Source organism: Desulfosporosinus sp. FKA, assembly GCF_002196785.1.
GTDB classification, from domain to species: domain Bacteria; phylum Bacillota; class Desulfitobacteriia; order Desulfitobacteriales; family Desulfitobacteriaceae; genus Desulfosporosinus; species Desulfosporosinus acididurans.
Genome location: NZ_NAHZ01000030.1, coordinates 123,681 through 139,667, shown reverse-complemented (window position 1 = coordinate 139,667; position 15,987 = coordinate 123,681). Strand labels below are relative to the sequence as shown.

At 42.3% G+C, this 15,987-nt stretch carries 12 protein-coding genes; 1 reads left to right on the top strand and 11 read right to left on the bottom strand.

Features of this window, described 5'->3' with window-relative positions; translation table 11 throughout:
- Positions 1 to 205: 205 nt before the first annotated feature.
- From pfkB to B5771_RS14495, 10 genes are all read right to left on the bottom strand, one after another.
- Positions 206 to 1,138, bottom strand: a complete 933-nt coding sequence (gene pfkB / locus B5771_RS14540; protein ID WP_088188172.1) for a 1-phosphofructokinase — start codon at positions 1,136 to 1,138, stop codon at positions 206 to 208.
- Positions 1,139 to 1,579 (bottom strand): PTS sugar transporter subunit IIA, encoded by a 441-nt coding sequence (locus B5771_RS14535; protein ID WP_088188171.1) that lies wholly within the window; start codon positions 1,577 to 1,579, stop codon positions 1,139 to 1,141.
- Positions 1,576 to 3,621, bottom strand: coding sequence for a PRD domain-containing protein (locus tag B5771_RS14530; protein WP_088188170.1), 2,046 nt, complete (start codon positions 3,619 to 3,621; stop codon positions 1,576 to 1,578). Before B5771_RS14530 ends, B5771_RS14535 begins: the two co-directional genes overlap by 4 nt.
- Positions 3,622 to 3,632: 11 nt before the next feature.
- Positions 3,633 to 5,051, bottom strand: a complete 1,419-nt coding sequence (locus tag B5771_RS14525; RefSeq protein ID WP_088188169.1) for a PTS mannitol transporter subunit IICB — start codon at positions 5,049 to 5,051, stop codon at positions 3,633 to 3,635.
- 346 nt (positions 5,052 to 5,397) lie between these two features.
- Entirely contained in the window at positions 5,398 to 6,573 is a 1,176-nt protein-coding gene (locus B5771_RS14520; RefSeq protein ID WP_088188168.1) for a DegT/DnrJ/EryC1/StrS aminotransferase family protein, read from the bottom strand.
- Positions 6,574 to 6,690: 117 nt separating this feature from the next.
- On the bottom strand, positions 6,691 to 7,809 hold the full coding sequence (locus tag B5771_RS14515; RefSeq protein ID WP_088188275.1) for a DegT/DnrJ/EryC1/StrS family aminotransferase: 1,119 nt from the start codon (positions 7,807 to 7,809) through the stop codon (positions 6,691 to 6,693).
- Between the two features lie 34 nt (positions 7,810 to 7,843).
- Positions 7,844 to 8,617, bottom strand: coding sequence for a DeoR/GlpR family DNA-binding transcription regulator (locus B5771_RS14510; protein WP_088188167.1), 774 nt, complete (start codon positions 8,615 to 8,617; stop codon positions 7,844 to 7,846).
- Positions 8,618 to 8,739: 122 nt separating this feature from the next.
- Positions 8,740 to 10,143, bottom strand: a complete 1,404-nt coding sequence (locus B5771_RS14505; protein WP_088188166.1) for an FMN-binding glutamate synthase family protein — start codon at positions 10,141 to 10,143, stop codon at positions 8,740 to 8,742.
- Positions 10,144 to 10,184: 41 nt separating this feature from the next.
- A complete protein-coding gene (locus B5771_RS14500) occupies positions 10,185 to 11,576 on the bottom strand; it encodes a cbb3-type cytochrome c oxidase subunit I (protein ID WP_088188165.1) in 1,392 nt (463 codons plus the stop codon).
- Between the two features lie 2 nt (positions 11,577 to 11,578).
- On the bottom strand, positions 11,579 to 11,962 hold the full coding sequence (locus tag B5771_RS14495) for a c-type cytochrome (RefSeq protein WP_348982955.1): 384 nt from the start codon (positions 11,960 to 11,962) through the stop codon (positions 11,579 to 11,581).
- 462 nt (positions 11,963 to 12,424) lie between these two features.
- Between B5771_RS14495 and B5771_RS14485 the strand changes: the two genes are divergently transcribed.
- Positions 12,425 to 13,723 (top strand): aminotransferase class I/II-fold pyridoxal phosphate-dependent enzyme, encoded by a 1,299-nt coding sequence (locus B5771_RS14485; protein WP_088188162.1) that lies wholly within the window; start codon positions 12,425 to 12,427, stop codon positions 13,721 to 13,723.
- 592 nt (positions 13,724 to 14,315) lie between these two features.
- On the opposite strand, the gene B5771_RS14480 is transcribed toward B5771_RS14485, so the two are convergent.
- The gene (locus B5771_RS14480; protein WP_088188161.1) at positions 14,316 to 15,938 is read right to left on the bottom strand and encodes an HD domain-containing phosphohydrolase; all 1,623 of its coding nucleotides are present in this window, start codon (positions 15,936 to 15,938) and stop codon (positions 14,316 to 14,318) included.
- Between the last annotated feature and the right edge of the window lie 49 nt (positions 15,939 to 15,987).

Below are 15,987 nucleotides of genomic sequence, written 5' to 3'. Positions count from 1 at the left end.
CTCCTGATGTCAAATTAACAAATCTCAAAACTCGTCTGATGCGAAGCTAGTGAACTCGTTCAGCCAAAGCTGAACACATAACAAATGCTATCGTACTGAAGGATGGGCTCTACTCCCACCGAGCAAGGTATGGGAACCACTCCCACTTGTAGAAGAGGAAGTCTTACGATTTGATACCGATACCTGCTCTTAGAGTATAGATAACTCAAGCAAGTCTCTGATACTGAACCTGATCAAGGTAAGAGAGCACCTTAGTTAACTCCGGTGGTTGAGTTCCGGGAGTTATAACTTGCGCAGCGCTTGCGGCTATTGCCCAGCGAACTGCTCGAAGGAGATAATCCTCACCGGGCGGAACAAGGGTCAGGGCAGCGACCATCGCATCTCCTGCTCCTACGGTGCTTTTGACTTCAACGGGCAAGGCCTGAGCATGAATGACCTGCTCTTGATAGGCGAAAAGTGCACCTTCCGACCCCAACGATACGACGATCATTTCCACCCCTTGACTCATTAAATCATGGGCTGCCTTGGCAATATCCTCCAAACTAGCGAGTTTTTGACCCAGAAAATGTTCAAGCTCATGACGATTAGGCTTGACAAGATATGGCTTTGCTTTCAGCCCTTCACGAAGCAGTTCGCCATCAGCATCTAAAAACGTTTTTCCGCCCAAGGCATTGGCCCGCTCCAGCCAGCGCCGATAAATGGAAGAAGGTACAGAACTGGGAATACTGCCGGAAAGGACTAAGCTCGTTTCCGAATCAAAGTCTTTGAAGATCCTATCTTCAATCTCTTGAACATCCATCTCAGAAATCATAATTCCTGGCTCATTGATATCTGTGAAGGTTGAATTCCGCGGATCAACAATTTTTAAGTTTGTTCGGGTCTCCCCTTGAACAAAAAGAAAATCATGAGATATACCTCTGTGTTCGATTTCAGCCTGGATAAACTCGCCATTGCGGCCGGCCAAGACACCCAAGGCCATACTCTCGCCATTTAAGGCTCGAATAACCTTAGAAACATTAATGCCTTTACCGCCGGCATCCATCTGAAGTTTCGTGATGCGGTTGACAGACCCCAGGCGAAAATCTTGAACTTCCACCGTTTTGTCCACCGCCGCATTTAAGGTGACAGTTTTAATCATCTAGGCATCACCGCCGGAAAGTATTTCCAGAATCTCTTGCTTGCTTGCGGCTTGTTTAAGCTTTGTCACATTGTCTTCTTCCTGGCAAACCAAGGCGATGGTCGATAACAGTTCAAGATGTTCATCATCTTTACCGGCAATTCCAATTAAGACATAGGCGATATTCCCTTCGCCAAAATCAACACCTTCAGGGTATTGAAGCATGACAAGTCCGGACTTTTGAATATATTGAATATATTCCGGAAGCCCATGAGGAATGGCAACGCCATTTCCCACATAAGTCGTCAGACTCTCCTCTCGCTTAGTCATCCCTTCCAGATATTCACTTCGAACATACCCGTTCTTCCTCAGAAGTTCCCCGGCTCTTAAAATGGCATCTCCCTTTGATTCAGATACCAGGCCAAGTTGTATATTGTCTTCGTTAAAGATCTCTCGATTCACGACTCTTCCTCCTTATTTAGAATTTCAACTAATTCACTGCGTATATCTTTCAAATCACCGAAACGCAAGACCTCAGCAAAATAATCATTCTCCACCAGAGCAACACTGATTTTTCCAAGCAACTCAAGAATGTAATTGCTTTCGTCTTTGCGTGCCAGCATGACAAAAAACGTATCAACGTTTTCAGAAGAGTATCCGATTCCTTTAATTTCGATAAAATGTTTAAGGCGAAAGGCACTGACAAAGGGTTCTGAAATTTCCTCCGCGCGAAAGTGAATAAGAGCGATATGACGGCCAGGGATAATTACATTCCCTTTTTCTTCTCGTTTCGCAATCAAATCATAAATTCGCGCTCTGTCTGCGATAAGATGAGTTGCGTGTATGCCTTGGACAATATCCTGAATAGTGTCTTGATAAGTTTCTGCTTGCAGAGAGCTCAATTGAAACGTCTGCAGCATGACATTGACCGTTTCCAAATCTTTTTCCAGCTCGTCAGGTTCGCTGACGGGTAACGAGATGCTCTTATTCAAAGCACTCACTTGGCCGACTTTTGTTAAGGCTGCCTTCACTTTTTCAATATCCTCTTGCGGCAGAAAGGGAGAAACGACCGTCAGCTCAGGCACAATTTCCGGCTCGATATGAACCGTCGAAACCACCAAGGTATAGCCGTCTTTTATCTTAGCGTGCATATCCCGCAAAGAACAGATGTCAATGGTTTCAAGTTCAGGGAATTCATTGCAAATTTTATGATACAACATTTTTGCCGTGCTCATACCATTGGGACAAATAATAAGCATCCTGTTCTTTTTATCAAGCTTATTTTGTCGCTCAATAGCTGCGCCAATATGCATGGTAATATACCCAACTTCATTACTGGGAATCGTTAAATTATATTTCGAGAAAACATGCCGACATGCATAAGAAACCGCATTATACAGCTGTGCGTAATAGTGCCTGATCTCGTTAATAATTGGATTTCTTACTTCGAGTCCCATTGTCAAACGATACAAGGCCGGATTAAGATGCTGAGTTAACCCGTTAAGAAGAGTTTCATCGCCAATGATTTTTTGATTAAGCTTTTTTTCTGTAAGATAAATCATTTCCCGAATTAAGTCTTCCAACTCGAACCCCAGCTTTTGAGCTTCATTCTCATCCTGAAACAACTTTCTGTCACCCTGTAAGTGAATTGCCAAATAAGCAAGTTCGCTCTCCGGGGGATTAATCCCGTAATCCTGAAGAATTTCCTGGACTTGAGTCATAAAGCCAAATTCCTTGGAGGTGAGTATATCCTGCACCAATTGAGGAGGCAATTCAATGGGATTTTGACTCTCAGTACGTTTAATAACCAGCAGTAAGTGGATATACGCACTGAAAAACTTAATATCGTTTGCCAGAGACACATTTTCATTGATTTCATCCATGATATCTTTGGTTAAAGAAGTTAAAGCTTCTCCAAAGGTAACTTTGAAAAAGGCCAGCAGCAGATAATCCTTGCTGTCTTCATAAAGAAACGTCAGTAATTCACTTAAAGGCTTATAATTGTAGATTAGATCAACAAAAGCGTTACGCTTATACCAGTCTGAGCCTGTGACTTCCAGACCATACCCTCTTTTACGAACCAGAGTCAGGTTTTTATCTTCTAGCCAGCTTTGAATCTTGTCCAGGTAGAAACTAATGGTCCCTTCAACCACGTTAAATTGATGACTAAAATAAGCTGATTTTAGAGGCTCATCAGCTAAGAGAAGCTGGGCCGTGATCAGGATTTGACGCTGCTCCTGAGTAAGCAGCCATAGAGTGGGGAATTCTTTGAAACTCTCCCTGACCTTAATTAAATCCTGTTCTGTTCCGTCAACATAGAGCTTTCCTCCACTTTCCGAGATACGAACCTTGTATTGCTTTAACCAATCATTTAGGGCAGAAGTCTCCCGGGAAATCGTCCTCTCGCTGACGTCAATTTGTTGAGAAAGGCCCTTAAGGGTTAGAGGACCTTTCTCCATCAGATTATTCATGATAAATTTTTGCCGAACAGTTAATTCTTCCACATTCTCACAACCTATTTAATTAAGCTGTTGACATACTCCACATACGTTGTTTTATCTAAAAAGTTTTTAACAGTGACTATTTCCGCCTTTGGTGCGACCTCAGCCGCACGGTTTGCCAGTCCTTCCTGGGTAAAGACAACATCAGCTTCCGCGGGAATCTGATTAACAGCAGTATGCCGCACTTCGATACTCAAACCTGCATCTTTAATTGTTTTCTTGAGGATAGACTCTCCCATAGCCGATGAACCCATACCCGCTTCACAAGCAAATATTATCAGCTTTGGCATTTGAGCAGCTTTTTGTACATTACTTTGTCCTTTGCTCTCAGCTTTCATTAGCGAAACCATTTCTTGAGCATTGGCAAGATCTTCTCCGCTGGTTTCAGTTTTATCCCGTTTTAAAACAACTGAGGCAATCAAGAAGGAGACAACTGCACCTACAGTGATACCAAGGATAACAGGCAGGAATCCGCCTTTGGGGGTCATAGTCATTTCGGCAAAAATACTGCCTGGTGAAGGAGTAGCCACTAATCCGGCATGGGTCACTACGAAGGTAAAATCAGCAGCCATTCCTCCACCAATAACAGCGAGTAATAAGAACGGTTTCATCAGAACATAAGGGAAGTAAATTTCGTGAATGCCGCCAAAGAACTGAATGATAATTGCACCCGGAGCTGATTGTTTGATCATTCCCTTGCCAAACATCCAATAGGCGGCTAAGATTCCCAGTCCAGGCCCGGGATCCGTTTCTAAGAGGAAGAAGATGGATTTACCCACTTCTTTAACTTGCTGAATTCCTAAAGGTGCTAGAACACCATGATTAATCGCATTATTCAAAAATAAGATCTTACCGGGTTCGATGAAAATCGCAATAAGGGGGAGTAATCCTGCATTGGTGACAGCAACAGCCGCACTACCCAAGACATTGGAAAAGCCCTGGACAACAGGCTCGATCACAAGATAGGCTAGGATTGAAAGCAAGGCTCCTAAGATTCCGGCTGAGTAATTGTTAACCAGCATTTCGAAACCGGTTGGCACTTTACCGTCGATAAGTTGGTCAAACTTTTTAATGAGCCAACCGCCCAATGGTCCCATGATCATGCCGCCGAGAAACATTGGAATGGAAGCTCCCACAACGATACCCGTTGTGGCGATGGCACCGACAACTCCGCCTCGGGTACCATAGATGAGTTTACCGCCCGTATAACCGATTAGAAGGGGCAATAGATAAGAAATCATCGGGCTGACCACTTTTGCTAAATAAGCATTGGGCCACCATCCTGTAGGAATAACAAAAGCAGTGATCAACCCCCAGGCAATAAAGGCGCCGATATTGGGGATAACCATTCCAGCCAGGAAACCGCCGAATTTCTGGATTCTAGCTTTTGTCTTTCCGCCGCCGCTGACAAAGGAACTCACATTTGCCGACATATCCATACCTCCTTTGATTTGTTAAATTCATCTTAAGCCCGGCCAACTGATATTACAATTTAAAGAAAACCAATCTTGACACCGCATTTTACTGACAATTTTAATAATTTATTTTCTTCCAATATTCAGGAGACTTTTCCGCAAACCTTAGAGAGCCGCTCGAAGACACTGACTTTCTTCCCAATTGTTCGCACCTCGGCACTAAGACTCTGGCGAAAGCGGTTGGTGAGTTGCTCTGATGTTCTAAGGAAAGTATATGTCCGATAGCATAAAAAGGAGGCAGCCTTGCACATAGAATGCGCGGGCTGCCTCCTTTTTAAACGAAGGGCATCTTTCAATATTAACTTTATAATGATTCAATGCAGTCAATCAGTTCCTCGGCAACATATTGGGCGTCATCCAGAGACAACTTCGAATAAAGGGGTAAGGAAATTTCATTGGCATACTGGGCATGGGCGTTAGGATAATCTTCAAGTCTATAGCCCAGGTTTCGATAAACAGTAAACATAGGTAAGGGCATAAAGTGTACATTGGTGGCGATGTCTTTTTCGCCCATCTTTTGGATTATACGGTCTCTCTTGTCTTCGCTGAAACCTTTGAGTCTTAAGGTATACAAGTGATGGCAGGATTCCATGTCTTCATTTCTGTCGAAGGGAAGAATCGCCCATTCTTTTTCACCGAGCACACTGCTATAAACCTGATGAAGTTCCGCTCGTTTCCTTAACATTTCATCATATCGGCGCAGTTGGACACGACCAATGGCAGCCATAATATCCGTCATATTGCACTTAAAACCATCGGTAAGGATATCATATTTCCAAGCCCCGGCTTGCATCTTGGCGAACGCATCCTTGTTCTGACCGTGCAGCGATGTATACTTGAATTCTTTATATAAATTATCTTTCCCATGAAAACTATTATCGTTATAGGTAATAGCACCTCCTTCAGCCGTTGTCAGATTTTTAATGGCATGAAAGGAGAAAACATGGAAATCCATCTGTCCTCCGACCTTTTGACCTTTATAAACGGCTCCGAAAGAGTGAGCTGAGTCAGAGATAAGGGTAATATCCTGCCGGTTTTTAACATTTAGGACTTCCCTGATGGCTTCATAGTCAACAGGAACTCCGCCAATATCGACAGTCATGATTGCTTTAGTCTTCGGGGTAATCGCCTCATAAACCTTTTGTTCATCAATTGCAAAACTGTCTTTTTTCACATCAACAAAGGTAGGCATAATCCCCCGATGGAGGAGCACGTTTGAAGTGGCTGTATAAGTGTAAGGCGTGGTGATCACTTCATCGCCCCGGCCTATGCCCAAGACTTTCAAAATAAGTTCCAAGCCTGCTGTAGCACTGTTTAAGGCAACAGCATGGCCTGTCCCGCAATAATGAGCCAGTTCTTCTTCAAAAAGAGCTGAGTTTGGCCCCGTGGTGATCCATCCGGATCTTAAGACATCTGCTACGGCATTAATTTCTTCTTCCGTAATATCCGGGGGCGAAAAGGGAATTTTCTTAGTTGTCATGATCAAGTTCCTTTCAGTATTCTTTAAAAATAAGTTGAAAATTAATAAGTGAATGAAGGGCATATCCCTATGTTGATTCTTAACATTTTTGGTTACAGTTGATCTATTAAATCATGGTTATTTATAAAAAGATTTTATCGTCTTGCAGATAAACTCCACTTCATCTGTGGTGATTTCCGGATAGATGGGAAGGGCGATAATATTTTCTGATACTCTCTCCGCGACGGGGAAATCTCCTTTTGCATAGCCCAAATAACTAAAACAAGGCTGCAGATGAAGGGGACGCGGATAGTAAATGCTATACCCTATTTCATTTTTAGCTAAGTGCTCTGCCAATTGATCCCGATTTTTAGCCAGGATGTTAAAAACATAGTAAACTTGTTTCTGATCCCCTTTTATCTTGGGCAGGGTTATTGCTTCACAATCGCTTAAGCTTTCAATATATTGCTTCGCAATCTTCTCTCGTTTGCTGATGGCATCATCAATATACTTCAATTTAACGCTCAAAATTGCAGCTTGCAGGGTATCTAAGCGTGAATTGTAGCCAATAAAGTCATAATGGTATTTTTTGGATGCTCCATGTACCCGATAAAACTTGGCTTTGCGCCCAAGTTCCTCATCATTGGTAACGATCATTCCGCCGTCACCATAGCCCCCCAGGGTTTTTGTCGGAAAAAAGGAAAACACACCAAAATCAGCGATTGTTCCCGCATGCCGGTACTGTCCGCTTTTGCCTTTCCATCTCATGCCAAAGGCTTCCGCCGCATCTTCCAGAACTCTTAACTGGTGATTCTGAGCAATATCCATAATTCTGTCCATATCTGCCATTTGATCAAAGAGATGGATGGGGAGAATTCCGACAGTCTGCGGATTGATTTTTTCCTCGATCTTGTTGACGTCGAGGGCAAAAGTCTCTTCGTCAATATCGACAAATACCGGTCGTCCCTTATGCTTAGTGATGCAGGATGCCGAGGCAAGAAAGGTAAAGGGCGATGTAATAACTTCTTTACCGTCTTTAAAACCAAGAATATCCGATGCTATCGTCAGGGCATCCGTCCCGGATGCCACTCCAATGGCATATCTAGCCCCTGTATATTGTTCGATCCCCTTTTCAAATTGAGCAACTTGTTCGCCCAGGATAAAGTTTCCTTTCTCAATGACAGACTGAACGGCACGATCAAACTCGTCCTTTTTAGCTAAGTACTCCCTTTGGGAAGTATAAAAACTCACCTTCACCTTCGACTTACCCTCTTTCATAAACTCTTTCAAATTAATTCTCTTCATTCACAACTAAAACTTTTACGCCCTTCTGTTGGATTTTTTCCAGTTCTTCATCAGGAGCTTCCCAATCGGTGATAAGAAGATCCAAGTCTCTCAAATCAAGGGTTCGAGCAAAAAATTCCGTTCCCACCTTATCAAAATTCGCCAGACATATTTTTCGCCGTGAAACCTCTGCCACGACTCTTTGGAAGATCGCTCCTTCCGGAGTTGAACTGCTCAAACCATGATGGGCTGAAATGCCTCCCCCAGTCAAAAACGCCTTATCAATCCGTAACGTTCTGATAAATTCAGTTGCCATGGGGTCAACCATTCCTTCTTCGCTTTTAATTTTGCCGCAGACAATATAGGTTTCAATGTTGGCAAAATTTTTTAGTTTTTCAGCGATAATTAAGGCATTTGTAATGACCGTATAATCCCGATCGACAGGCAAATATTTCAAGAGTATATAATGAATACTTGCTCCGCCGATAAAGATCGTATCCCCTTGTTCGATGTAAGATGCGGCAAGCTTAGCTACAGCATTTTGATGCTCAGTTCCCTCACTAAACCTTATCTTCTCGTCCATTGGAAATCTTCGAACTTTGGATAACAGCACCGCCCCTCCATGAGTCCTTTTTAAGAGGCCGTCTTCTTCCATCACGGTAAGGTCTCTGCGAATTGTATCAATAGAAACTTGAAATTCTTCTGCAAGTTCTTTGGCAAATACCCGTCTCATGGACTTGATTTTGGAGAGGATTTTCTCACGGCGTTCCTCTGCAAACATATCATACCCCTTTTCCAATTGCCTAAGAAAATAATATCACGTTTGTGCTGTTTTGTTAAGTATTAAATACAGTTTAATGCAGTTATTTGCTAGAAAATTAATATTTAGTCCCTATCAACCTCTTAGTAAATTCTTTTTACTCCGCTCACTTCAGCTGTCAAAGAATCTAAAGCGACAAGATCATCCGGAGAAAGTTCTTTTAAGGAGGCTTTCCCGAGAGCGCGCATTCCTTCCTCCATTTCCAGAACCATGGAGGTTATAGTGTTCGCAACACTCGTAGCTGCCTGATCGATATCAAGTTTACCTTTGGCAGGAGAGTCATAAAACACTAAAGTCGTTGGAGGCTCCCAAGGTATTACTTTACCGACTTGATTATGGGTTAAGGCCAAAAGGGGAACTGTTGCCATATAAATGGCATCTGCTCCCAGAGCAATTGCTTTGAGACACTCTCCGGGCGTAAAATACCCACCGGCCACAATTAAACTGATCCGCTCACGAACCCCTAGTTGATGTAAGAAGCGCACGGCCCGACATAAAGCAAAAAAACTGGGGATGCCAAAATCATCTTGCTTGATGGGAGTTGTGGCATGAGAACCGCCTTGAGCTCCATCAATTATAACAGCATCAAAGCCTAATTTAACAGCAGCTTCCAGATCATTTTCAAGATGCCCCGTGGCCATGATTTTTAAGGCGATCGGCACACCCTTGGACCGTCTACGCAGTTGTTTCATAAACCCCGGCCAATCACTGAGCTTTTGAATTCCTGGCGGTGCAGGAAAGGCTACAGCCGGTTCGTCTGGCGCTAAACCTGAAAGTTCCTGCGCTTTGCCCTGAAATTCTTTAGCTTCTATACTAACACTTCCCATATCCGCGCCCTGTCCCATTTGAACTTCCAGCATATTAGCTGCGTCAATTTGCTCTTGAGTCCTGCCCCCCCAAGCCCAACGTGATATTTGTAACGTATATTTTCCTGCTTCTTGGCGTTCTTCCGGTAAAAAAGGGCCTTCCCCTGAACAGGTAGATGTTTGTAATGTTTTCGCTGCTCTTGCCAGAGCCCTTTTGGCCTCCTCTGACAAAGCGATTCCATAAGCCATAGCTCCGATCATAATTGGGATATTGATGATCATCGGCTTGGCAGCTTTAGGACCAATAGTCACCTGCATATTCATTGAAGTATTCTCAGGCAGTGACAACCGAGTCATAACGTTGGGAGCGAACATAAGATTATCGAATCCGGGAAAATGCTTTGGCGAACCAAGAGGTCTAGTAATTATCTTACCTTGCTGGGCGCGGAACCCTATTTCCAGAATGTTAAGTACAGATATTCGTTTTCCTGCCGGCCAAACTTCCATAAGGTTCTGTGTATACTTATCTGAAAGAAGCCTGTCCAGCAAAGAGCTGATCTCTTTCCCCGCCAGGAAACGAGTGATTGGTTTAATGATCATAATGAGGACTAAAGACAACTGCAAGACTAACAAGAGAATTAATAAAAAGAGCCAAAAGGAACTTGTTATTATGATTTGCATAATAAGACCCCATTTAAAGTTAGGTTAATAAGAGTAGAACCTTATTTTTTCGGTAATTTTGTTTGCTTCCATGTTTTATAAATAAGCCAGAACAGGAAAAGGTCTCCAAGAGCGAAAATCGTTCCCCCTAAGGCCCTTATAAACAAATAGAGATTCAATTGCAGCCGCACTTGTTCAAAATCCATACCCAAATATCGCCACAGATAAGTCTCTTTGAGGCCAGCGGTTAATAAAGCCGAAGCCATACTCAGCAAACCAACATTTAATAAGATGATCGCTAAAACGCCGCTTTTATACCCTTTAACGGTTGGCTCACTTCCGCGGCTCAGGATGTAATAACACCCTGCTAAAACGACAAAACCAAGACTGCCGAATAACGCCAAGTGGGCATGACCGGAGGTAACATAAGTCCCGTGCATATATAGGTTTATCCAAGGTATGCTCATAAAGAGGCCCAAGAGAGATGCGCCAGTAATATGATAAAAAATGCTGCTAAGCACCAGCCATAGTGTCAGCTTTTCTCGACGGCTCCTAATCTTTTTGGATTTTAATCCTGTGTAGGTCATATGGGCTAATAGTCCCACGGGTACGACTTCTACAATACTGACCAAGAAGCCAATGGCTAACCAAACGGCGGGAAAGCCAATCCAATAATAATGGTGACCGGTTCCGTACAAACCTCCAATAACAGCTAAAGACGCTTCAAGATAGAGCCACTTTTCTATTTTAGCGCGATCTGCCAGTCCAGAAATAACATAAAAGGTCGCAATAAAGCCGGCAGAAGTAAGCTCGAAGGCCATTTCTTCCCATAAGTGGACAACCCAGAACTTAGTCGCCTCATCCGTAATAGGATTACTATAAAAAATCGTATTCGGCAGCAATAACAGCAGCAAAAAGATTATCCCTACGGTCATGACGGCAGCTGCCGGCGTAATATTATTTTTATCCATGAATAACGATCGAAGAAGATTGTAAGAGGCCAAAGCCAAGGAAATACAAATTCCCATATACAGAACAGGCAATCCTTCCAGGAATTCCCGCCCATTTCCGATTTTGAAGGCTAAGGTCAAAAAAATAGTCAAACTGAATAAGATAACGATCCAGTACTGCCATCGAGCCAGCGGGGGAGAATAGATCTCCCGATCAAGCTCTGCTGTAATGAAATAGTAGACCATTCCCATAGTACCAATGAGTGGCCAAAGATCAGCCAGCCCTAAATGGATTGCCCTGCCGAACTCAAAAGGAATCGGGGATGGTAAATCAGGTATTACTAAATCTATGGCACCAGTCACAGCCACTACACTTTGCAGGGCAAATAACGCTACTGCCGTAAAACAATATCTGCGGCTTATTTTTTGAGCTAAAAACTGCTGTTTCCGGGCCACAGGTTTTTGCGTTTTCCCTAGGAAAGGTAAAAAGCTAAACAATTTCATGATTATTTTCCCGCCTTCTCTTGCTGAGGCGGCCACCCTAATGTTGGTATGGTGCTGATAAACTCCAGATAATGTACCAGGTTTTGCGCATCTTTTTTGGCCAGACCCGGGTGATGAGTGTATTTGTTCGGAGGAACCACCGGCGGCTTCATTAGATAGTCTACGATTTGGGACGGAGTCTCCTTCCGTGTGATAGTTGTTAAGTCTTCTCCTACATAGCCCCCATTGCCGAATAAGGTATGGCAGCTTATACAGTTATGTTTTTGCCAGACGAGTTTGCCTTGAACAGCCTGTTCCGGCATTGGGGAAGGAAGACGTGATGATATGAGGATAATACCTGCAAATAAGGCAAAGGATGAGCTGCTGAGTAACAAAAAAGTTCGCATTTTCAAAGAGTTTCCCTTCCAATTCTGCCCATTATGATTTATGGTAGTTTTAACCTTTGTTGCAAAAGTATACCGTTCTAAGATAACCTCTGCCGGATAAAGGCCATCCCCTTGAGAAAAAACAGCTCTAGTTTTTTAGTACCTTTTATCGATTCGTACGACTCCACTTCTACAAGTGGAAGCGATTCCCACAGCTTTAGCTGAACGAGTTCACTTAGAATGAAAGTTAATAGTCCCCAAAAGATATAATCTCCAAAATTTTTATCCTTCATTAGTAGAGGAAACCGTCATTTTAGTGTAAAATTTAGTTACTTATATCATAACAACTCTAAAAATGATACTAGAGATTAATCCAGCTCTCTTGTGTTCAAATGCATACACTAATTTTAATTTCAAGCAAAGTTGGAGTTTATTTCACTTACAGCAAAGAGATCGGCTTACTTAAGAAAGGGAGAAGAGTTCATGAATGAAATTGCCCAAGAGTTAAATGACCGCATAAAAAAGGAAAATCCTCATGTCTACGAATTACTGTCTGAACTTGGGAGGAATATGTATTATCCAAAAGGGATTTTAACTCAAACTGCGGAAGCTAAGCAGAAAGCCCATCGATTTGATGCCACCATAGGAATTGCAACGGAAGGAAATCAGCCGATGTTCTTGCCTGTAATTCACGATACATTGTCTGATTATGATCCTAAGAATCTATATCCTTATGCACCTCCAGCAGGCAAACCTGAATTGAGACAGTTATGGCAAAAGAAAATGCTCCAGGAAAACCCTTCTCTAAAAAATAAATCCTTCAGCAATCCCCTTGTCACAAATGCTTTAACTCATGGATTAAGCATTGCCGCCGATCTTTTCATGAATGAAAATGATCCTCTAATTTTACCGGATAAATTATGGGGGAATTACAATCTTATCTTCGGAGTTCGTCGAGGAGCAAAAAGTGTCACCTTTCCTTTCTATAACGAACAGGGAAGTTTTAATAGCCAGGGTTTGAAAAAAGCTATACTTTCTAAAAAAGAACACGGAAAAGCCGTCGTACTGCTGAACTTTCCCAATAACCCGACAGGGTATACTCCAAATGAAAAAGAAGCAGCTGAGATCATAGACGTTCTGAAAGAAGTTGCCCAGGAAGGTATGAACTTAGTTGTTCTTACTGATGACGCCTATTTTGGGTTATTTTACGAGGACTCCATCAAAGAATCCCTGTTTGCCCGGATTGCCAATATCCATCCCAGAATACTGGCCATCAAAGTTGACGGAGCCACAAAAGAAGAATTTGTCTGGGGCTTTCGTGTTGGATTTATTACCTTTGCCAGCGAGTCTCCGGCAATATTGGATGCCTTAGAAAACAAAGCTTTAGGAAGTATTCGGGGAGCAATTTCCAGTGCTTCCCACCCCGCTCAATCCTTTGTTTTACATGCCCTTCAGTCATCAGAGTTTCAAACACAAAAAAAACAGAAATTCGAACTTTTAAAAAGTCGCGCCACTAAAGTCAAAGAAATCCTTAGTCAAGGAAGCTATGACGATGCCTGGGACTATTATCCCTTTAATTCTGGTTACTTTATGTGTATGAAACTTAAACATGGCGTGAATGCCGAAGCTTTGCGCCTTCATCTCCTTGATCATTATGGCATAGGTGTTATTTCCCTGGGAGAGAGCGATGTGCGCGTTGCCTTCTCTTGTGTTGAAGTACAAGACCTTAAACAACTTTTTGATCTTATTTATCAAGGATTTCAAGATCTAAAGGGACAGTGAATCCACATTTCATTTAGATCCTAACTACTCATCTGGACAATTCAAGTGAACTCGTTCAGCTAAAGCTGAACATCGTGGCTTCAGATACAACTGGATAAATTAAAACAAATTTTTAGCCAAGACAAAACAACAACTCCGCACCATCTTTCCATAAGTGATGCGGAGTTGTTGTTTTGCCCAAAAACGTCTATAGTACCTGTTTTCAAAGTATCTTAGCTCCTACTAACGTTAGCCAATTAAAGAACAGCAGCTTTCTAAGTTTAATTTTAATACCTTGATGTCCCTGTGCGACCCCGATTCTTGGAGAATAATATAGTTTTAGTGTCCCGATTTCTTGCAGCTTAAAATTAAAAAGTTCGTTAGTTTCCGGTTCTCTCAGATAAATTTTGGGAACGTAACTACCTGTTACGTGCTCTGCCGAACAAGCTCAGCCACCCATTGACGGATTTAATTCCAAGCCAAGTACTACGGATGACGTTCTTTCCTGAAGATAGCGAAGTGCCTTTGCATCAACAGTGATCAAGCTGCTAACCTCCTTTAGAATCAAACTACTCCCGTTCTTGCTTTACAAAAAACAGCCGCCTAAATTAGCCTAGGATAACAGTGATTGTAAGTTATTAACAAAAAGGTTTGTCAGCTGAGGATCAAACTGAACACCCGAACCTCGCTGCAATTCTTGACAAGCTTCTTCCTTTGTTTTCTTGTTTCTATAGGGTTGATCATGAGTAATAATGTCATACACATCCAGTATGGAAATAATACGGGAACTTTGAGGAATTTGTTCTCCTTTTAGACCGCGCGGGTAACCCTTTCCATTCCAAAATTCCCGAAGAGCCAAGATGGACTGCGCCAAGAGCGGCTCTCCCATGGAATGAGCCAGCCTATAGCCGACTTCAGGGTATTGACGTATAATTTTAAATTCGTCCTCTGTCAGAGAGGTGTTTTTTTTCAGGAGTTCGCTGGGAATAGCTACCTTGCCAATATCATGAAAACGAGCCAGGGAGATCAAATGATCCATTTCTTGCGAGTTTAATTCAACTCCCTGCAGCTTGATAAATGAACGGGCTAAGGCTTCAACTCGAGCATTGTGCTCCAGATAGGAAGGACATTTAATCTCTATAACTTTCTCGACACTGGAAACAAACATTTCCCTTGTTTTCTTCCGCTCAATTAGCTTGTTATTATACATTACACGATCCGCCACACCGATTAAGCTGATTATATCTGTTTTCCAATTGTCGAGAGTAACTGATCCCAGGGAAGCGCTCTGATCGACAGGATCTGCAGACTGGGTCATAAACATTGACTTTATGTTATTGCATATTCTCGCACAAACCTCCTGATTTGCGCCAGGAAGTATCATTACAAATTCATCTCCGCCCCACCGAGCTACAATGTCGCTCTTACGGCAGCAAGAAAGGAATATCTTTGCCGCATTAACAATAAGCTTATCACCGGTTTCGTGTCCAAAGACATCATTAACAAGTTTTAAGGTGTTTAAATCGGCCATGACAATACTTAAGGGAAGATTTGACTCAATTTGAAGTTGAGGAATGATGCTTTCAACGTAGGCCCTGTTATACAGAGATGTTTGCTTGTCGTGGTAACTAAGAAATAAGACCTGATCGGCTGTTTTTCGTTTTTCTGTGATATCTGTCAGAATGACCATTAAGGCCTGATTTCGATAGTCTAAACCATCAGAAATCATTTTGTATTTAATATTAATAAAATTTCCTTGAATCTTCAACAAATTAGGCAGTTCGTTAATATAAGACAGCTGAACCTCCCCGGGAGAAAGATCAAAAACCTTATGAAAAACATCAGCAATGAGTCTGTTTTGATCTTCATTTTCGCTGCGCAGAAGATCCAATATATTTTCATGAACGACCTTGCGGCCAAATATCCTGATACATTCCGAACTATGCTCTTTATGAATCAACAAATCCTTTCCAAAGGTTAGGAAACCTTGATCTGAGTGATCCAAGATATTCTGTATCTCTCGTTCTTTCCGCTTTAAGTCTCTGCTTTGTACATCGCTGATGCTGCAGAGCCGACGAGTTATATTGATTAAACGGCAATACTGATTAATTAAACTATCAAATTTAGCCAATAAACCAGTATACGTTGAATTGCCTTTTTTTAAAAAATCCCTGGCCTCTTGATAAACGGCCATCTCTTCTTCAAAAATATTGTTGAACATTTTATGATCTTTCAAAGGACATCACCACCTCCTCCAAATCCTAGAAGAACTTATCATTGGATAG